This is a genomic window from Enterobacter quasihormaechei, from assembly GCF_004331385.1.
In the GTDB taxonomy this organism is placed as follows: Bacteria; Pseudomonadota; Gammaproteobacteria; order Enterobacterales; family Enterobacteriaceae; genus Enterobacter; species Enterobacter quasihormaechei.
On record NZ_SJON01000003.1, the window covers coordinates 302,842 to 322,219 of the forward strand.

Genomic DNA, 19,378 nt, shown 5'->3' on the forward strand with positions numbered 1-19,378 from the left:
TACACTGCTGGCTGATTTTTCTTGTCCGGATTGCTCTGCATGCAACTACTTCTTCTTGTCTGGCGGCAGTACCGCTGGCCTTTCATCGCGGTAATGGCGCTAAGCCTTGCCAGCGCGGCGCTGGGGATTGGCCTGATTGCCTTCATTAACGTGCGTTTGATCGAAATGGTCGACACGTCACTCTCCGTCCTGCCGGAATTTCTGGGATTACTGCTGCTGCTGATGGCGGTCACGCTCGGATCGCAGCTGGCGCTGACCGCACTCGGCCACCATTTCGTTTTCCGTCTACGCAGTGAGTTCATCAAACGTATTCTCGACACCCAGGTTGAGCGCATCGAACAGCTGGGAAGCGCCTCTCTGCTGGCGGGGCTGACCAGCGACGTGCGCGCCATTACCATCGCGTTTGTACGTCTGCCGGAGCTGGTGCAGGGGATCATCCTGACCTTTGGCTCGGCGGCCTATCTCGCCTGGCTCTCCAGCAAAATGCTGGCCGTGACGGCGCTGTGGATTGCGATCACCATCTGGGGCGGGTTCCTGCTGGTCTCCCGGGTCTATAAGCACATGGCGGTGCTGCGCGAAACGGAAGACAAGCTCTATAACGACTACCAGACGGTGCTGGAAGGGCGCAAAGAGCTGACGCTGAACCGCGAGCGCGCCGAGCACATCTTCAACAACCTCTATATTCCTGACGCGCACGAATATCGTCATCATATTATTCGCGCCGATACGTTCCACCTGAGCGCCGTGAACTGGTCCAACATTATGATGCTTGGCGCCATTGGCCTGGTGTTCTGGATGGCGAATAGCCTGGGGTGGGCGGATACCAACGTGGCGGCCACGTATTCCCTGACGCTGCTGTTTTTACGCACGCCGCTGCTGTCGGCCGTTGGCGCACTGCCGACGCTGCTGAGCGCTCAGGTCGCCTTTAACAAGCTGAAGAAGTTCGACCTTGCGCCGTTTAAGGCCGAGTTCCCGCGTCCGCAGGCCTTCCCGAACTGGCAAACGCTTGAGCTGCGTAACGTTACCTTCCGCTATCAGGAGAGCGCGTTCTCCGTGGGGCCGATAAACCTGACCCTTCACCGTGGCGAGCTGCTGTTCCTCATCGGCGGCAACGGCAGCGGCAAATCCACCCTGGCGATGCTGTTGACGGGGCTCTATCAGCCGCAGTCGGGTGAAATTTTGCTGGATGGCAACGCGCTGAGCGCGGAGAAACCGGAGGACTACCGCAAGCTCTTCTCGGCGGTATTTACCGACGTCTGGCTGTTCGATCAGCTGCTGGGTCCGGAAGGGCAGCAGGCCGATCCGGCGCTGGTGGAGAAGTGGCTTGCGCACCTGCAAATGTCACACAAGCTGGAGCTCCAGGATGGCAAAATCCTCAATCTCAGGCTGTCGAAAGGGCAGAAGAAACGCGTGGCGCTGCTGCTGGCGCTGGCCGAGGAGCGCGACATCATCCTGCTGGACGAGTGGGCCGCCGATCAGGACCCGCACTTCCGCCGCGAGTTTTATCAGGTGCTGCTGCCGCTGATGCAGGCGATGGGGAAAACCATCTTTGCCATCAGCCATGACGATCACTACTTCATTCACGCCGACCGTCTGCTGGAGATGCGTGACGGCAAGCTGAGCGAGCTGACCGGTGACGAGCGCGATGCTGCGTCACGGGATGCGGTGGCGCGTACGGCCTGAGTGCGATTGTGCCGGGTGCGCCCGGCACGTTAATTTTTCATATATGCCGATTTTTTCTCCATCCCGACACGCCGTTTATTCTTATTTACATATCCCCGCGCTATGCTTAAAGCCAACCTATTTCATGGATTTATGATTAATGTCGTTATTAAAGAAAAACAGCGCAAGGCAGCGTGACCAGGAGCGTGCGCGCCTCATCTGGCTCCTGACGACCGATAAAGCGGTGACGTCAACGTTATTGGGTAAGCTGACCCTGGCTGAGCAATATGATGTCGGCACGCTGGCCGACGATATTGCTGAGGTAGGTGCGCTGGTAGCACATTTACCGCCCCCGGATCTGGCGGATACGCTGGAGGCGCTGCCTTCCGAGGAGCGCCACGCCCTGTGGCGGCTGGTGCAGGATCACGAGCGCGGTCAGGTGCTGCTTGAAGCGTCGGAAAACGTCTGGGATGACCTTATCGATGAGATGAGCGACCGGGACATTCTCGACGCCCTGCAAACGCTGGATATCGACGAGCAGATCTACCTTGTACAGCACCTTCCGCGAAACCTGACCGGTCGCCTGCTGGCTTCTCTGCCTGCCGAGGAGCGGGCGCGCGTGCGTCAGGTGATGCACTACGAGAAAAACAGCGTCGGCGCAATCATGGAGTTTGGCGTTATCACCGTGCGTCAGGACGTCACCCTGGGCACGGTGCAGCGCTACCTTCGTCGGCTCGGCAGCATGCCGGACAACACCGACAAACTGTTTGTCACCTCGCGGGACAAAACCCTGCTCGGCGAGCTGGAGCTTAAAACGATCCTGCTGAACAGCACCCAGCAGCGGGTCAGTGAGGTGATGGAAACCGAGCCGATGGTGTTCTCGCCGGAAGACGATGCCGAAAAAGCGGCGCGTACCTTCGAACGTGATGACCTGGTGAGCGCCGCGGTGGTGGATTCCGTGGGCAAACTGATGGGGCGTCTGACCATCGATGAGATCGTTGATGTGGTCTATGAAGAGACCGATAACGACCTGCGAGCCCTTGGTGGGATCAGTGCCGAAGATGACGTTCACGCCTCCGTCGGCAAGGCCGTCAAAACGCGCTGGGCGTGGCTCGCCATCAATTTATGCACCGCGTTTGTGGCCTCCCGCGTCATAGATGGCTTCGAACATACCATTTCCCAACTGGTAGCCCTGGCTTCTCTGATGCCTATTGTGGCGGGGATCGGGGGGAATACCGGTAACCAGACTATCACCATGATCGTTCGCGCCCTGGCGCTGGAAAATATTCAGCCGGGTAATTTTTCGTGGCTGATTTTCAGGGAGATGGGCGTTGCGCTGATTAACGGCCTGGTCTGGGGCGGCATCATGGGCGGCATCACCTGGTGGCTGTACGATGATATGGCGCTCGGCGGGGTCATGATGCTGGCGATGGTGCTGAACCTGCTGGTGGCGGCGATGATGGGCGTGATTATCCCGCTGACGATGACCCGTCTGGGGCGCGACCCCGCAGTGGGGTCGAGCGTGATGATCACCGCCATTACCGATACCGGCGGTTTCTTTATTTTTCTTGGACTGGCGACGATTTTTCTTCTGTAGCCAGCGCCTTTTGCTTCAGTCGGGCAGGGAGGATGAACATCATCACAATCCCGCCCAGCACGCCAATCGCCAGGTTACCGGTGGAAACCGTTGCCACAACCGTCACCAGCATCACGACGGTTTCCGCCACCGGCGCGTTTTTCAGCGTTCCGGGCTGAACGCTGTGCCAGCTAAAGGTCTTGACGGCCACAATTGCCATAATACCCGCCAGTACCGCCATCGGGATTTTAGCCATTACCTCGCTGAGCGCCGTGACCAGTACCAGCAGCACAACGCCTGCCGCAAGGGTGGAGATACGGCTTCTGCCTTTGCCCATCTCCACGTTAACGATGGTTTGCCCAATCATCGCACAGCCCGCAATGCCGCCGTAGAACCCGGCCATGATATTTCCTACGCCCAGCCCGATACTCTCGCGGCGCTTGCTTGAAGGGGTCACGGTCAGTTCATCCACCAGCTTAGCCGTCAGTAGCGATTCCAGCAGGCCAACGAAGGCGATACTCAGCGCGCACGGCCAGATGATGCTCAGCGTCTCCAGGTTAAGCGGCACCAGCAGTTGCGTAAAGCCAGGCAAACCGCCGCTCATGGAGCCTTCATCACCCACCGTTGGCAGAATTTGTCCGCTGGTGACGGTAAACAGCGTCAGCACCACAATGGCAATCAGCGGGGAGGGGACGCTTTTGATATAGCGTGGCACCCACAGCACAATCAGCAGCGTCAGCACGAACAGGCCCACAATCAGCGGGCTTCGGCTCCAGAAATGGGGAACCTGGGCAAAGAAAATCAAAATGCCAAGGGCGTTAACAAACCCGGTCATCACCGACTGGGGAATAAAGCGCATCAGCCGCGCCATACCCAGCGCGCCGAACAGGATCTGAATCACGCCCGCCATCACTACCGCAGGCAGAATGTACTGTACGCCGTGTTGATGAACCATCGGACCAATAACCAGCGCGACGGAGCCCGCCGCCGCCGTCACCATGGCCGGACGCCCGCCAAGCAGGGAAAGAGCAAAACAGAGCACCACGGAGGCGATAAGGCTCACTTTCGGGTCCACGCCCGCAACCACGGAAAACGAAATCACTTCCGGGATCAGCGCCAGCGCGGTAATCACGCCGGCCAGGGTTTCGCGCATCAGACGTTGAGGCGAACGTAAAACGGTGGCGACGTGGCCTTCGTGGGGTACAGACGAGTGGGGTAATGACATAACAATTCGCTAGTAGGGGCAGGCTTCCGTGCGCGCGATCACAAAGTGCAGCATGATAGCCAGGAAAATCGCCTGGTGCCAGCCTGCCTGTCAAAACCCCACAAACAATCCATCATTAAATTTCACAATTACAATAATTTCGTAACCTTTAAACAATATTTAAAAGTTGTTACCGTGCCCCCGCAGCGTGTTTCACCTGTAATTTCTACGCATCAAGCACTATTCAACTAAGGCATAAATGATGAAAAAAATGACTGCCGTGCTCTTTTCACTGGCCGTGGGGCTGAACGCCGTCTCGCTGGCGGCGAAAGCTGACGCACCAAAAGAGCAGGAAACGGATGTCCTTTTAATTGGTGGCGGCATCATGAGCGCTACGCTGGGCACGTATCTTCAGGAATTAGAGCCGAACTGGTCCATGACCATGGTCGAGCGCCTTGATGGCGTGGCGCAGGAAAGCTCTAACGGCTGGAATAACGCCGGGACGGGGCACTCGGCACTTATGGAACTGAACTATACGCCGCAGAAAAAGGACGGTTCCATTAGTATCGAGAAGGCGGTAGAGATCAACGAAGCGTTCCAGATCTCACGCCAGTTCTGGTCTCACCAGGTGAACAGCGGCGTGTTGCACAATCCGCACTCCTTCATCAACACCGTACCGCACATGAGCTTTGTGTGGGGCGATCAAAACGTCAATTTCCTGCGCGCGCGTTACGCTGCCCTGCAACAGAGCACGCTGTTCCGCGGGATGAAATACTCTGAAGATCACGCTCAAATCAAAGAGTGGGCACCGCTGGTCATGGAAGGACGCGATCCAAACCAGAAAGTGGCGGCGACCCGCACTGAAATTGGTACTGACGTTAACTACGGTGAAATCACCCGTCAGCTGGTGGCCTCTCTGAAGAAAAAAGAGAACTTCAACCTGCAACTCAGCTCCGAAGTGCGTGGTTTCAAGCGCAACGCGGATAACAGCTGGAGCGTGACCGTTGCCGATCTGAAAAACAACGAAGCCGAGCATGTCATTAAGGCGAAGTTCGTCTTTATCGGTGCGGGCGGTGCGGCGCTGAAACTGTTGCAGGAGTCCGGTATTCCGGAAGCTGACGACTACGCGGGCTTCCCGGTCGGCGGCCAGTTCCTGGTGTCGGAAAACCCGGAAGTGGTTAACCGTCATCTGGCTAAAGTGTACGGTCAGGCCTCCGTTGGCGCGCCACCGATGTCCGTTCCCCATATCGACACCCGTATGCTGGACGGTAAGCGCGTGGTGCTGTTCGGGCCGTTCGCTACCTTCTCTACCAAGTTCCTGAAAAACGGTTCCCTGTGGGATCTGCTGAGCGCGACCACGACGTCGAACGTCAAACCTATGATGGACGTTGGGCTGGATAACTTTGATCTGGTGAAATACCTGATTAGCCAGGTGATGCTTTCTGATGACGAACGCTTCGAGGCGCTGAAAGAGTACTATCCGCAGGCGAAGAAAGAAGACTGGCGTCTGTGGCAGGCGGGTCAGCGTGTACAGATCATCAAGCGCGATCCGAAAGAGGGCGGCGTGCTGCGTCTGGGTACCGAAGTGGTGAGCGATAAGGATGGCACCATTGCCGCGCTGTTGGGGGCATCCCCGGGTGCGTCTACCGCTGCGCCAATCATGCTGCACCTGATGGAAAAAGTGTTTAAGGATAAAGTGTCCAGCCCGGAATGGCAGGCGAAGCTGAAAACCATTATTCCATCTTACGGTACGAAGCTGAACGGTAACGTTGACGCCACGGAGCAAGAGCTGGAATACACCAGCCGCGTACTGCAACTGCAATACGTCAAACCGCAGGCTGCGGATGCGGCGCCAAAGGCGGAGCTGAAGCCACAGGCAGAAAACAAGCCGGTTGCGGATATCGCGCTGTAGCGTAAAAAAGCCGGGTAAGCGTGAGCGCCACCCGGCTTTTTTTTAACGAACTACCGCTTGTCCTACCGTCTCATCCGCCTTCCACACGCGATATTTCACATCTACGTTTTCCGGCGTATAGACGACAATTGGCAGCTTGCTGTTATAGCGCAGCAGACTGTTATCACCCAGATACGCGGTAATAAATTTCTTCTCTTTCTTGCCGTCCGGACACGCCATCATGGTAGAGACCGGTGACGTTACTTTGTCGAAGACATAGTAGTCATAACCCCAGCCTTCCAGCGTTTTGCTTTCCAGCTTGCCGCCCAGACGATGCTGGTTGCAGTCCACTTCCAGCGTCTGGCCGATTAACAGCTCAACTTTGAAATTTGCTTCATCCTGCTGGGCCGGGAGCTGAATAACCTGGCGCTTCATCCCTTTTTCCGCTTGCGGATACGGGGCAACTTTTTCCAGCGGCTGCTCTTTCTGAGTTTCGCTGGCAAAAGCGCTGGTGCTGGCGCACGCAGCGGCAAGAAGGGCGATGGCAAATTTAGGTGCGTTTTTCACTGTCATTCCTTTTTTGTCAAAACGATCCGGTAAAGACTAACATAACGTACGTGAATGGTTGGCGCAATTTACTCATGTTTTCAATTTAAATGGAGTAATACACTGCTTTAGTGTTCTTTTTGTGGTGTTTAATGCTGCGTTGGAGTCGGGGCGGCGATCGTGTTATTTTACGCGTTAATTATTGTTATTTATCTGTAAAGGGGGGAGAGATGGTAGGGGAAAAACTGAAGACACCTGAAGGCCGCAAGTTCCTGCTGGCGTTACTGGTTGTATTTATGATTGCTGCCGCATGCGTGGGGCGCGCAACCATTGTCGGTGTGATCGAGCAGTACAACATTCCGCTCTCTGCGTGGACAACCAGCATGTTTGTCCTGCAATCGGCGATGATCTTTGTTTACAGTCTGGTGTTCACCGTCCTGCTTGCGATTCCGCTGGGGATTTTCTTTCTCGGTGGGCGTGAGAAGCACTGACCCTACTGCATGTGGGTACAGGCAATAAAAAACCAGCCATAAGCGGCTGGTTTTTTTTTGTGTATTTTTGGTCGGCACGAGAGGATTTGAACCTCCGACCCCCGACACCCCATGACGGTGCGCTACCAGGCTGCGCTACGTGCCGACGCATAAAAGGAATACTACTCGATTCCTTTTTGATTGCAAGGGGAAAGCAGCGCTAACTGATTCATAAATAATCAGTTAGCGATAAAGCGCTTCTCGTCTGTCAGCACCTGCAACAGCAAACTGAGCTGCGGTTTCTGATCTTTGAGCTTCTCACCTTCGAGATTATACGTCTGGTAATTCCCGTTGCTGTTGAGCACCAGGGACAGCGTCGGCGTGGTCACCACCAGCGTATTTCCGCCGGCAGCCGTGACCCAGTTATGACGGCGCGTGGCGCTAAAGAGGTCCTGTCCCTGAGAGTACTCATTCGCCGGCGTGCTGACGTGCAGCAGCCGTTGCATTAGCGTGGTCATGACGTCTTTATGGTCGGTCAGCATGTTGATGCGCTGCGCGGGCGTGCCCGGCCAGTGGATCACCAGGGGAACATGCAGGTTGGGACGCGACCATTCCATGCCCTTCGCCTCGTCGCCGAGCGGCACGCCGTGTCCCGCCGTAATAATGACGACCGTATTGTCCAGCTTGCCCGCGTCGCGCAGGGCGGTCAGCACGCGGCCAATCTGCGCATCGACGTCACCCGCCGCACGGCTATAGCGGCGCGCGAAGCCTTTCTGATTGCTGTCATCAAGCGTTGTGCCGTTAAACGCAACCCAGGAGAACCAGCGGTTATCTTCCTGCGCATAGCGCTTCAGCCAGTCTATCCACTGGTCAGCGGTCCGATCGTCAGACTGGCTCTGCGCGGCAGGCAGTGAGAAATCAGACAGCAGCGCCTGGCGGTACAGCGAGCTGTTGAAGCCATCGGAGGCGAACAGCCCCAGCTGGTAGCCCTGCTGATTAAGCCCGGTAATCAGCGCGGCCGGAATACGGGCAGACAGCACGCCGTCCATATAGCTCGGTGAAATGCCGTAGAACAGGCCGAAAATACCCGCGTCGGTCGAATTACCGGAGCTCATATGCTGGGTGAATGCGATGTTGTTCTGCGCGAATTCAGCCAGGGCTGGCATCTGTTTCTCATAGCGAGAATAGTTCAGGCCATCAACGGTAATCAGCAGCACGTTCTGACCGCGGCCCATGTCGCGATATTTCAGATCGCTCAAAGGATACTGCACGCTAACCGCTTCCGGATTACCCTGTTCCACCAGACGACGCTGGTACTCCTGCGCATCCAGCAGGCCGTGTTTTTCCAGGAAACGACGCGCCGTCATCGGATAGGAGAGCGGCAGATTCGCGCGCTGCATGGTAATCGGGCGGTAGAAGTTCGCATCTGCCCAGATATACATCAGGTGCGAACCGATAAATGAGGCAAAAAAGAGCGCCGCGACGGGCTTCGCGTAATGGCGGCGTCGGGTCAGACTGCGGAGTTTTTGCCAGCTCCACGTGGCGAACAGCATTTCAATCAGCAGGATAATCGGCACGCTGATAAACATCAGCTGCCAGTCGCGCGCGGTCTCGTTCTGATCCGGGTTAATCACTAGCTCCCAGACGATAGGGTTCAGGTGCAGGTGGAACCGGGTGAAGACTTCGCTGTCGATAAGCAACAGGGTCATGCCCGCCGTCGCAAGGATAGCGGACAGGAAGCGCATCAGCCGCTGCGACATGACGATAAACGTCAGAGGGAACAGGATCAGCAGATAGGTGGCGAAAACCAGAAAGCTAAAGTGACCAACAAGGCTCATCCACGAGTAGACTCGCCCGGTTAACGTGGTTGGCCAGTCCGCCACAAACAGATAACGGCAGCCGAGCACCATCGCCAACAGAATGTTGAACAGGGCAAACCAGTGCCCCCAGCTGACCATCTGGGAGACTTTTTCACGGTAGCGCTGACGATTCGTCACCATAAACTGTTGTTCGTTTCCCTTAGTGTGCCTGGTCGTCGCTAACGGAGGACTGCAATGCCTGGGCGAAAGATTTGGCGATCGCCTGACGCTGAGCCGGAGCAACGCTGGTATTAATCAGATTGGTAACCATATTTCCCAAAACCATCAGGGAGAGATCGGTTGGCGTTTTATGTTTTTCCAGTACGTTGACCAGCTCACCGAGCAGTTGTTCAACGTGTTCGTCACTGTAGCGGGAATGTTGTGGCATAAATCAAAATCAGTTTGTTGAGAGAAGGGCGACATATTACCGTAGCAACAGCTTTTTTTCCCCTTTTTTATCTTCTGTTGCACACATGCGTTGGTGGTGGTTGAATACCGCCCGGTCTAAAAGGAGAGTTTATCATGAGTCTGGAAATCAACCAGATTGCCTTGCACCAGCTTATCAAGCGTGATGAGCAAACCCTTGAAGTGGTGCTGCGCGATTCGTTACTGGAACCAACGCCTACCGTTGTCGAGATGATGGCGGAGCTGCATCGCGTCTACAGCGCGAAAAATAAAGCCTATGGCTTGTTCAGCGAAGAGAGCGAGCTGGCGGATAGCCTGCGCCTGCAACGTCAGGGCGAAGAGGATTTCCTGGCGTTCAGCCGCGCTGCCACGGGCCGTCTGCGTGACGAACTGGCGAAATATCCCTTCGCCGATGGCGGTATCGTCCTGTTCTGCCACTACCGTTATCTGGCGGTAGAGTATCTGCTGGTAACCGTGCTGAATAACTTAAGCAGCATGCGCGTGAACGAGCAGCTGGACATCAGCTCAACGCACTATCTGGATATCAACCATGCGGATATTGTGGCGCGTATCGATTTAACCGAATGGGAAACCAACCCGGAATCGACGCGCTACCTGACCTTCCTCAAAGGCCGCGTGGGCCGCAAAGTGGCGGATTTCTTTATGGATTTCCTCGGCGCCAGCGAAGGGCTGAACGCCAAAGCGCAGAACAAAGGTCTGCTCCAGGCGGTGGATGACTTTACGGCTGAGGCGCAGCTTGATAAGTCTGAGCGTCAGAACGTGCGTCAGCAGGTTTACAGCTACTGCAACGAGCAGTTACAGGCCGGGGAAGAGATCGAGCTGGAGTCGCTGTCCAAAGAGCTGGCGGGCGTCAGCGAAGTCAGCTTCCAGGAATTTACTGCGGACAAAGGCTATGAGCTGGAAGAGAGCTTCCCGGCGGATCGCAGCACCCTGCGTCAGCTGACGAAATTTGCCGGCAGCGGCGGTGGGTTAACCATTAACTTTGATGCCATGCTGCTCGGGGAACGTATCTTCTGGGATCCGGCCACCGACACGCTGACCATTAAAGGCACGCCGCCGAACCTGCGCGATCAGCTCCAGCGTCGCACCACAGGCGGTAAATAACGGCCATAAAAAAACCCCGCAGTAGCGGGGTTTTTCTCGACAGGTTTGCGATTACGCGCGAACGAAGTCGATGTGAGACAGTTTTGGCTTGAACGGGTGACGCTGAACAGCCTGAACTTTCACTTTTTCTTCTTTACCGCCAACAACGATGGTCAGAACTTCGCTGTAGAATTCAGCTTTAGTCTGCATGTTCCATACTTTGTCGTGATCCAGTTCGATAGCAACTGGAGCAGCTTCGCCACCGTAAACGATAGCCGGGAACTTGTTAGCGGTACGCAGGCGGCGGCTCGCACCCTTACCCTGCACGTTACGTACTTCTGCTTCGATAGTGAACATTGATTTCTCTCTGTATTTAAAACCCTGCTACAGGCGACCCAGCAGCAGGTGAGTGTTCTGCCTCACGGATGTGAAGCGGGCGGCATTTTATACTCAAATGGCGCGCGCATCAACGAAAAGTCCCGCTAACCGCGTAATTCGTTTGCCCGCCGGAAGCGCCCTTCATAGTCAAAGACCTTCTCACGCACCTGCCAGAACTGGCCTTTTTTGCGGGCGACAACGAAATCGGGATGGCGCAGCAGCACCTGCTGGTGCACGATATCCGCCACGGTTATCCAGCGCAGCGGCACGCCGGGCGTGCGGGTATGCGGGCGGATAAAAAGCTGTTCGAATGCGGTTCGCTGGGCGGGCGTCTGAACCCTGAACCGCTCGCTGACGTCTGCACCGTCCTCGTCGTAATAGGTAATCTTTAGCCACTCGCCTTTTTCATCCGCGCCGGGCTGTAGCGCCATGCCGGAACAGCGCAGCACCAGCGCATCCTTCAGCTTCAGCGCCGCTTTCAGCATGTCGTCCGGGTCGACCAGCACCGTGTCGCACTCCCGACAGCGGCGGGCAGCGATGTCGTTCTCGGCGTTGCACTGCGGGCAGTTTTTGAAGCGGAAGCGGAAGTCGCACTGTTCGCGATGACCGTCGTCGTCTTCAAACCAGCCCTGACAGCGGCGGCCAAAGTGCTCAATCAGCGTGCCGTCGGCGGTGGTTTTGCCCCAGAAGGTGTTGGCAAACCCGCAGGCCGGGCAAAATACCTGTACCGGCACGTTGTCGCTTTTGCCTTTTGGCGTGCCCACTTCCGGGGAGTAGAGATCGTGCGGGTTACCGGCGTAATCGAGGATCAGGCAGTCGGTTTTGCCCGGCGCCAGGCGCAGCCCGCGCCCGACAATCTGCTGATACAGGCTGACGGATTCGGTCGGGCGCAGGATCGCAATCAGGTCGACGTGCGGGGCGTCAAACCCGGTGGTTAATACGGAGACATTCACCAGGTAGCGGAACTGCTGGGCTTTGAAGGCCTCAATCAGGCTGTCGCGCTCCGGCCCGGGGGTTTCACCGGTAATTAACGCCGCGTCGTCGGCGGGCAGCAGTTCCGTGATTTCGCGCGCATGTTCGACGGTGGCAGCAAAAATCATCACCCCTTTACGCGTTTGCGCGAACTCTTCAATCTGGCTGATGATATGCGGCGTGATCCGCTTCTGTTTTTTCAGCTCATGGTTAAGATCCGCCTCGCTGAACAGCCCGTTGCTCTGCGCCTGTAAGCGGCTGAAATCATACTGCACGACCGGCATATCCAGCCGTTCCGGCGGCGTCAGGTAGCCGTGCTTGATCATGTAGCGCAGCGGAAGCTCATAGATACAGTCGCGGAACAGGGCTTTTTCGTCGCCACGCACCATGCCGTGATAATGGAACTGATAAATCCAGCCCTTGCCCAGACGAAACGGCGTGGCGGTCAGGCCAAGCAGACGTATCTGAGGATTCACCGCTTTCAGGTGAGTGAGGATTTGCTGATACTGGCTGTCGTCGTCATCGCTGATGCGGTGACATTCGTCGACAATCAGCAGGGAAAACTCGCTGCGAAACAGGTCCAGGTTGCGGGCCACCGACTGTACGCTGCCAAACACCACTTTTCCGTGGCTCTCTTTGCGCTTCAGCCCGGCAGCAAAAATGTCGGCCTCCAGGCCGAGCGCACAGTATTTGGCGTGGTTTTGCGCCACCAGCTCTTTGACGTGCGCCAGCACCAGCACGCGCCCGCGGGCCAGGCGCGCCAGTTCGGCAATCACCAGGCTTTTACCGGCTCCGGTCGGGAGCACGATGGCGGCGGGTTCCCGGTGCTTGCGAAACCAGGCGAGGGTGGCATCAACGGCTTCCTGCTGATAGGGGCGTAGTGTGAAAGTCATGGCTTCTCTATTCAGTTAACTCGCATATAGTATGCCACGAAACTTTTTCCCTTGAGTGGCGCAACCAGACCATTATACTGAACTGTTTCTGACTGCTTCTTTTTCGGACGCGTAGTCCGACTTCCAGCACCATTAAGGCTAAAAAGATTTCATGCGACTTGATAAGTTTATCGCTCAGCAACTCGGCGTAAGCCGCGCTATTGCCGGGCGTGAAATTCGCGCCAGCCGCGTAACCGTGGACGGCGACATTGTGAAAGACAGCGCTTTTAAACTCCAGCCCGACCACGAGGTGGAGTATGACGGCAACCCGCTGACCCAGCAGAATGGCCCGCGCTACTTCATGCTCAACAAACCGGAAGGGTACGTCTGTTCAACGGACGATCCGGATCACCCGACGGTGCTCTACTTCCTGGATGAGCCTGTGGCGCACAAGCTGCATGCTGCAGGGCGTCTGGATATTGATACCACCGGCCTGGTGCTGATGACCGATGACGGGCAGTGGTCGCACCGCATCACCTCCCCGCGCCATCACTGTGAGAAAACCTATCGGGTGACGCTGGAGTCGCCGGTCTCGGATGACACGGCAGAGCAATTCGCGAAAGGCGTTCAGCTGCATAATGAAAAAGATCTGACCAAACCGGCGGTGCTGGAAGTCATCACCCCAACGGACGTCCGTCTGACCATTAGTGAAGGCCGCTACCACCAGGTGAAACGTATGTTTGCCGCCGTGGGCAACCACGTGGTGGGGCTGCATCGTGAACGTATCGGCGCGATTGAGCTCGATCCCGACCTGGCGCCAGGGGAATATCGCCCGCTGACGGAAGAAGAGATCGCCAGCGTCGGGCTGCCTTCACGCTAAATTCAGGAGAACCCTGTGACCACCAGGCCACACTCGTCGTTTAAAATTGTGTTTATCCTTGGCCTGCTGGCCATGCTGATGCCGCTGTCTATCGATATGTATCTGCCCGCGCTGCCGGTGATTTCCGCGCAGTTTGGCGTACCGGCGGGCAGCGCGCAGATGACGCTCAGCACCTACATCCTTGGGTTCGCGCTCGGCCAGCTTTTTTATGGCCCAATGGCTGACAGCCTGGGGCGTAAACCGGTTATTCTGGGCGGAACGTTGATATTTGCCGCGGCGGCGGTGGCTTGTGCGCTGGCGCAGAGTATCGATCAGCTGATCGTGATGCGTTTCTTCCATGGCCTGGCGGCGGCTGCGGCAAGCGTGGTCATCAACGCGCTGATGCGTGACGTTTACCCGAAGGAAGAGTTCTCGCGCATGATGTCGTTTGTCATGCTGGTCACGACCATTGCGCCGCTGGTTGCTCCCATGGTGGGTGGGGCGGTGCTGGTATGGTTCAGCTGGCATGCGATTTTCTGGATCCTGGCGATTGCCGCGCTGCTGGCCTCGGTCATGATCTTCGTCTTTATCGATGAAACGCTGCCGGTCGAGCGACGCCAGAAGTTTCACGTTCGCACCACGCTTGGCAACTTTGCCTCGCTGTTTCGCCACAAGCGCGTGCTGAGCTATATGCTGGCCAGCGGCTTTAGCTTTGCCGGGATGTTCTCGTTTCTGAGCGCGGGGCCGTTTGTGTACATCGAACTGAACCACGTGTCACCCCAGCACTTTGGCTACTACTTCGCGCTGAATATCGTGTTCCTGTTTGTCATGACCATTATCAACAGCCGCTTTGTCCGGCGGGTCGGGGCGCTTAATATGTTCCGCGCCGGGCTGTGGATCCAGTTCGTGATGGCTATCTGGCTGGTGGTGAGCGCGCTGTTAGGCGTCGGCTTCTGGGCGCTGGTGGTGGGCGTGGCGGCGTTTGTCGGATGCGTGTCGATGGTCTCGTCCAACGCGATGGCGGTGATCCTCGACGAATTCCCGCATATGGCGGGCACCGCCTCGTCGCTGGCAGGGACGTTCCGCTTCGGGATTGGCGCGATAGTCGGAGCGCTGCTCTCAATGGCGACGTTTAATACCGCCTGGCCGATGCTGTGGGCGATCGCCCTCTGCGCGACCAGCTCCATCCTCTTCTATCTGTATGCCAGCCGGCCGCGTAAGACGGCGCATAAATGAACGCTTAAGGCCCGATACGGGCCTTTTTGTTGACCCATATCAACCAACCCTTCGTTCGTTTACCCTGTGTTTGTTTCTTTTATGTAAAATCTATTTATGTAAAAAGTCACATCATTGTATTTAAAAAGGTTGAGTTAGATCGCAGAAACGGGTACATATAGCGCCGACGCGAGCCTGTGACGCCTATAAAATCCGCTAAACAGTGCAGGTTGGCGATGATGTGTTACTATAAATGTAAATAAATTGTGAAGTAAATTTGCTTCCGGGGAACTGAACGTGAATACATTACAACTCTCCATTGTCCATCGCTTACCCCAGAGCTATCGCTGGTCGACGGGTTTTGCAGGTTCGAAAGTTGAACCGATTCCGCAAAGCGTTGCAGGGGAGGATAATTGCCTGGTGGCGCTCAAGCTGCTCAGCCCGAGCGATGAAAACGCGTGGCCGGTTATGGAACGTCTCAGCCAGGCGCTGACGGACATCGAAGTAGACAGCTCCGTGCTGGAATGCGAAGGTGAGCCGTGCCTGTTTGTTAACAGCCAGGATGAGTTTGCCGCGACCTGCCGCCTGAAAAACTTCGGCGTGGCGATTGCCGAACCGTTCTCCGGTCAATATCCCTTCTGAGTGCTAGTCAGCGGACAATAGCTGGCGCGTGTAATCCTGCGTCGGCGCGGTAAATACGCGCTGGCACTCTCCTTGCTCAACAACCTCTCCCTGCCGCAATACCACCACCTGATGGCAAAGCGCACGCACCACCTGTAAATCGTGGCTGATAAAGATATAGGCCAGCCGATGCTTTTCCTGTAGCCCCTTCAGCAGCGTCAGGATCTGCGCCTGCACGGTGCGGTCCAGCGAGGACGTCGGCTCGTCCAGCACGATCAGCTCCGGTTTCAGGATCAGCGCGCGGGCAATCGCGATACGCTGGCGCTGGCCGCCGGAAAACTCTGCCGGGTAGCGGTGGCGGGTTTCGGGATCTAACCCGACTTCCGCCAGCACCCGCTTCACCTCATTTTCGCGCTGCTGTGCCGTCAGCGCGGGCTGGTGGACGCGCAGGCCCTCCTCGACAATCTGCAACACGCTTAGCCGCGGGTTCAGCGAAGAGTTCGGATCCTGAAATACCACCTGCATGCGCGGGCAGACGGGCAGCATTTGGCGGCGGCTCAGGTTTTGCAGCGGCATGCCGTCAAAGAGAATGTCTCCCTGCGAGGCAATCAGGCGCAGCAGCGCCAGGCCGGTGGTGCTTTTGCCCGAGCCGGATTCGCCCACAAGCCCAAGCGACTCACCCGCACGCAGAGAGAAGCTCATGTTTTTCAGGACATGATTATGATCAACCACGCGGCGCAAAATGCCCTTGCGGATCGGGAATGACACCGACAGCCCCTCAACCTTCAGCAACGGCGCGCTGTCGGCGTTAAGCGGAACCGGGTCGCCAGAAGGTTCGCTGTCCAGCAGGCGCCGGGTATACGGGTGCTGAGGCGCGCTCAGCAGGGCGGATGCCCTGTTCTGTTCCACGCAGCGGCCGTTTTGCATCACGGCCACCGCGTCAGCGAGCTTTTTCACGATGCTCAGGTTGTGGGTAATAAACAGCAGGCTCATGTTCAGCTCGTCGCGAAGCTCGCGCAGCAGTTGCAGAATTTGCGCCTGCACCGTGACGTCCAGCGCGGTGGTGGGTTCATCCGCAATCAACAGTTCGGGGCGCGTCAGCAGGGCCATCGCGATCATCACGCGCTGGCGCTCGCCGCCGGAAAGCTGGTGCGGGAAATCGTTCAGTCGTTTCGCCGCATGACGAATGCCGGTGCGCTCCAGGCAGTCCAGAATTTCACCCCGCGCCGCCTCTTTCCGCATCCCCCGATGAAGTGACAGCACTTCATAGAGCTGTTTTTCCAGCGTATGCAGAGGGTTAAGCGACACCATCGGCTCCTGGAAAATCATGGCAATTTTATTGCCGCGAATGCCGCGCAGGGTTTGCTCATCCGCATTCAGCAGCGATTGCCCATGGAACAGAATGTCTCCCTGCGGATAGCTGACCGGCGGGGAAGGGAGCAGGCGCAGCACCGAAAGTGCCGAGACGCTTTTACCGGAACCGGATTCCCCAACCAGCGCCAGCGTCTCTCCGCGCTGGATCTGCAACGATAAATCCGTCACTACCGTGCGTGATTCGCCCTGCTTTGAAAACGCAATCGACAGGTTTTCTATGCTCAGAAGAGGCCGGGTCATGTCATACCGCCTTGTTGGGATCGAAGGCATCGCGCACGGCTTCGCCAATAAAAATCAGCAGGGAAAGCAGCACCGCCACGGAAAGGAATGCGGCGATGCCCAGCCAGGGGGCCTGAAGATTATTTTTGCCCTGTAACAGCAGTTCGCCAAGGGACGGTGAGCCCAGCGGCAAACCGAAGCCCAGAAAATCGAGTGACGTCAGGGTGGTGATGGAGCTACACAAAATAAACGGCAAGAAGGTGAGGGTCGCCACCACCGCATTGGGAAGCATATGGCGGAAGATGATTGCGCGATCGCTCACGCCTAACGCCTGCGCAGCGCGAATATAGTCGTAATTTCGCGTGCGCAGAAACTCCGCGCGCACCACGCCGACCAGCGCCATCCAGCCGAACAGGACGGTGATCCCGAGCAGCCACCAGAAGCCAGGCTGAACCACGCTGGAAAGCAGGATTATCAGAAACAGCGTCGGCATACCGGACCAGACTTCAATCACGCGCTGCCCCCACAAATCGATTTTTCCACCGTAATAGCCCTGCACGGCGCCCGCCACGACGCCCATGATGCTGGAAAAGAGCGTCAGCATCAGTCCAAACAGGAGCGAGATGCGGGTGCCGTAAAGAATGCGCGCCAGCACATCGCCGCCGTTCGCGTCCGTTCCCAGCCAGTTCTGCGAGGAAGGCGGGGAAGGGAAGGGGGTGGAGGTGGCATAGTTTATGCTGTTCGCGCCAAAGCGAATCGGTGCCCAGATCGCCCAGCCGTGCTGCGCGATCTGTTCACGTAACCAGGGATCCTGATACTCGGCTGGCGTCGCAAACGGACCGCCAAAATCGCTTTCGCTATAGGTAGTAAGTACCGGCACGTACCAGCGGTCTTTGAAATGCACCAGCAGGGGTTTATCGTTGGCAATCAGTTCCGAACACAGACTTAAGGCGAACAGGACGGCGAAGATCCACAGCGACCAGTAGCCGCGACGGTTGTGGCGAAAGCGAGCCCAGCGGGCCTGATTGACGGGGCTTAAACGCGACATCAGCGGCCCTCAAAATCGATACGGGGATCGACCAGCGTATAGCTGATATCGCTGATGATATTCAGCAGCAGGCCGATCAGGGTGAAAATGTACAGTGTGCCAAACATCACCGGATAATCACGGGAGACGGTGGCCTCATAGCCCAGCAGCCCTAATCCGTTGAGAGAGAACATCACTTCTATCAGCAGCGAGCCGGTAAAAAACATACTGATGAACGTGGCGGGAAAACCGGCAATCACCAGCAGCATGGCGTTACGAAAAACGTGCTTCCACATAATCTGCTTTTCACCGACGCCTTTGGCGCGGGCGGTGACCACGTACTGCTTGCGGATCTCATCGAGAAAAGCGTTTTTGGTGAGCATCGTAAGCGCCGCAAAGCCGCCAATAACCGTCGCCAGCACCGGAAGGGTGATGTGCCAGAAGTAGTCGGTGATTTTCTGATACCACGGCAGCGTGCTGAAATCTGCGGAGACCAGCCCGCGCAGCGGGAAGAGGTCGAAATAACTGCCGCCGGCAAAAAAGACAATCAGCAGCACGGCAAACAGAAACGCCGGGATAGCGTAGCCAATAATAATGAACGTGCTGCTCCAGATATCGAAACGGCTACCGTTGTGGACCGCTTTGCGGATCCCCAGCGGAATGGAGACCAGATAGATTATCAGCGTTCCCCACAGCCCGAGCGTGATGGACACCGGCAGGCTTTGTTTGATCAGGGTTAACACCGAGGCGCTGCGAAACAGGCTGTCGCCAAAATCGAAACGGACGTAATCCCAGAGCATGTTGAAATAACGTTCGTGCAGCGGCTTGTCGAAACCATAGCGGTGGGTGATCTCGGCGATCACCTCCGGATCCAGTCCACGGCCGCCCCGGTAGTGGCTTTCGCTGATATTGCCTACGCCCGTCCGGGCATGGTTGGCGCCCATCCCTTCACCGCCGCCGCCTGGCATGCCGCCAGCGTGACCAAATTCGATTGCCGCAATCGCCTGGTCCACCGGGCCGCCGGGGGCAATCTGCACGATAAAAAAGTTAATGGTGATGATGGCCCACAGGGTCGGGATCACCAGCAGCAGCCGGCGGATAAGATAAGCGCCCATCGTCACTCC

Annotated in this window: 17 protein-coding genes and 1 tRNA gene; 8 read left to right on the top strand and 10 right to left on the bottom strand. The window is 56.9% G+C overall.

Annotation, left to right across the window (positions count from 1 at the left end):
- The first annotated feature begins 39 nt into the window (after positions 1–39).
- Together E0L16_RS06550 and mgtE are read left to right on the top strand one after the other, a co-directional pair.
- Positions 40–1,683: a multidrug ABC transporter permease/ATP-binding protein gene (locus E0L16_RS06550; protein WP_063450352.1), complete on the top strand. Its 1,644-nt coding sequence runs from the start codon at positions 40–42 to the stop codon at positions 1,681–1,683.
- Between the two features lie 139 nt (positions 1,684–1,822).
- Complete coding sequence (mgtE, locus tag E0L16_RS06555) at positions 1,823–3,259, top strand: magnesium transporter (RefSeq protein ID WP_131636563.1); 1,437 nt, start codon at positions 1,823–1,825, stop codon at positions 3,257–3,259.
- On the opposite strand, the gene E0L16_RS06560 is transcribed toward mgtE, so the two are convergent.
- Entirely contained in the window at positions 3,222–4,463 is a 1,242-nt protein-coding gene (locus E0L16_RS06560) for a SulP family inorganic anion transporter (RefSeq protein ID WP_131636564.1), read from the bottom strand. The genes mgtE and E0L16_RS06560 overlap by 38 nt on opposite strands.
- A gap of 241 nt (positions 4,464–4,704) precedes the next feature.
- On the opposite strand from E0L16_RS06560, the gene mqo reads away from it, so the two are divergent.
- Complete coding sequence (gene mqo / locus E0L16_RS06565; protein WP_102750726.1) at positions 4,705–6,354, top strand: malate dehydrogenase (quinone); 1,650 nt, start codon at positions 4,705–4,707, stop codon at positions 6,352–6,354.
- A gap of 42 nt (positions 6,355–6,396) precedes the next feature.
- Here the strand turns inward: mqo and eco are convergent, their stop codons facing one another.
- Positions 6,397–6,906 carry a serine protease inhibitor ecotin gene (gene eco, locus E0L16_RS06570; protein ID WP_102750725.1) on the bottom strand — a complete coding sequence of 170 codons (510 nt, stop codon included), beginning with the start codon at positions 6,904–6,906 and terminating at the stop codon, positions 6,397–6,399.
- Between the two features lie 203 nt (positions 6,907–7,109).
- On the opposite strand from eco, the gene E0L16_RS06575 reads away from it, so the two are divergent.
- A complete protein-coding gene (locus E0L16_RS06575) occupies positions 7,110–7,370 on the top strand; it encodes a DUF2534 family protein (protein ID WP_045343803.1) in 261 nt (86 codons plus the stop codon).
- A gap of 68 nt (positions 7,371–7,438) precedes the next feature.
- On the opposite strand, the gene E0L16_RS06580 is transcribed toward E0L16_RS06575, so the two are convergent.
- The 3 genes from E0L16_RS06580 to E0L16_RS06590 all read right to left on the bottom strand — a co-directional run bounded on the left by E0L16_RS06580 (position 7,439) and on the right by E0L16_RS06590 (position 9,596).
- A tRNA-Pro gene (locus E0L16_RS06580) sits at positions 7,439–7,515 on the bottom strand.
- 73 nt (positions 7,516–7,588) lie between these two features.
- Positions 7,589–9,349 (bottom strand): LPS biosynthesis-modulating metalloenzyme YejM, encoded by a 1,761-nt coding sequence (gene yejM / locus E0L16_RS06585; protein ID WP_063450347.1) that lies wholly within the window; start codon positions 9,347–9,349, stop codon positions 7,589–7,591.
- Between the two features lie 19 nt (positions 9,350–9,368).
- Entirely contained in the window at positions 9,369–9,596 is a 228-nt protein-coding gene (locus E0L16_RS06590; protein ID WP_063450346.1) for a YejL family protein, read from the bottom strand.
- Between the two features lie 134 nt (positions 9,597–9,730).
- On the opposite strand from E0L16_RS06590, the gene yejK reads away from it, so the two are divergent.
- A complete protein-coding gene (gene yejK, locus E0L16_RS06595; protein WP_131636565.1) occupies positions 9,731–10,738 on the top strand; it encodes a nucleoid-associated protein YejK in 1,008 nt (335 codons plus the stop codon).
- A gap of 51 nt (positions 10,739–10,789) precedes the next feature.
- Here the strand turns inward: yejK and rplY are convergent, their stop codons facing one another.
- Both rplY and radD read right to left on the bottom strand, forming a co-directional pair.
- Positions 10,790–11,074 carry a 50S ribosomal protein L25 gene (rplY, locus tag E0L16_RS06600; RefSeq protein WP_063450345.1) on the bottom strand — a complete coding sequence of 95 codons (285 nt, stop codon included), beginning with the start codon at positions 11,072–11,074 and terminating at the stop codon, positions 10,790–10,792.
- Positions 11,075–11,199: 125 nt separating this feature from the next.
- Positions 11,200–12,960 carry a DNA repair helicase RadD gene (gene radD / locus E0L16_RS06605; protein WP_131636566.1) on the bottom strand — a complete coding sequence of 587 codons (1,761 nt, stop codon included), beginning with the start codon at positions 12,958–12,960 and terminating at the stop codon, positions 11,200–11,202.
- Positions 12,961–13,111: 151 nt separating this feature from the next.
- Between radD and rsuA the strand changes: the two genes are divergently transcribed.
- The 3 genes from rsuA to E0L16_RS06620 all read left to right on the top strand — a co-directional run bounded on the left by rsuA (position 13,112) and on the right by E0L16_RS06620 (position 15,655).
- A complete protein-coding gene (gene rsuA, locus E0L16_RS06610; protein WP_063868272.1) occupies positions 13,112–13,819 on the top strand; it encodes a 16S rRNA pseudouridine(516) synthase RsuA in 708 nt (235 codons plus the stop codon).
- A gap of 15 nt (positions 13,820–13,834) precedes the next feature.
- The gene (locus tag E0L16_RS06615; RefSeq protein ID WP_063868273.1) at positions 13,835–15,034 is read left to right on the top strand and encodes a Bcr/CflA family multidrug efflux MFS transporter; all 1,200 of its coding nucleotides are present in this window, start codon (positions 13,835–13,837) and stop codon (positions 15,032–15,034) included.
- Between the two features lie 276 nt (positions 15,035–15,310).
- Positions 15,311–15,655, top strand: a complete 345-nt coding sequence (locus E0L16_RS06620) for a YejG family protein (RefSeq protein ID WP_003859372.1) — start codon at positions 15,311–15,313, stop codon at positions 15,653–15,655.
- A gap of 3 nt (positions 15,656–15,658) precedes the next feature.
- Here the strand turns inward: E0L16_RS06620 and yejF are convergent, their stop codons facing one another.
- From yejF to E0L16_RS06635, 3 genes are read right to left on the bottom strand one after another with little or no spacing between them, the layout of a single operon-like run.
- Positions 15,659–17,248: a microcin C ABC transporter ATP-binding protein YejF gene (gene yejF / locus E0L16_RS06625; RefSeq protein WP_131636567.1), complete on the bottom strand. Its 1,590-nt coding sequence runs from the start codon at positions 17,246–17,248 to the stop codon at positions 15,659–15,661.
- 1 nt (position 17,249) lies between these two features.
- Positions 17,250–18,275 carry a microcin C ABC transporter permease gene (locus E0L16_RS06630; protein WP_107533400.1) on the bottom strand — a complete coding sequence of 342 codons (1,026 nt, stop codon included), beginning with the start codon at positions 18,273–18,275 and terminating at the stop codon, positions 17,250–17,252.
- Positions 18,275–19,369 (bottom strand): microcin C ABC transporter permease YejB, encoded by a 1,095-nt coding sequence (locus tag E0L16_RS06635; protein WP_131636568.1) that lies wholly within the window; start codon positions 19,367–19,369, stop codon positions 18,275–18,277. The genes E0L16_RS06630 and E0L16_RS06635 overlap by 1 nt, the downstream gene beginning before the upstream one ends.
- Positions 19,370–19,378 lie beyond the last annotated feature (9 nt).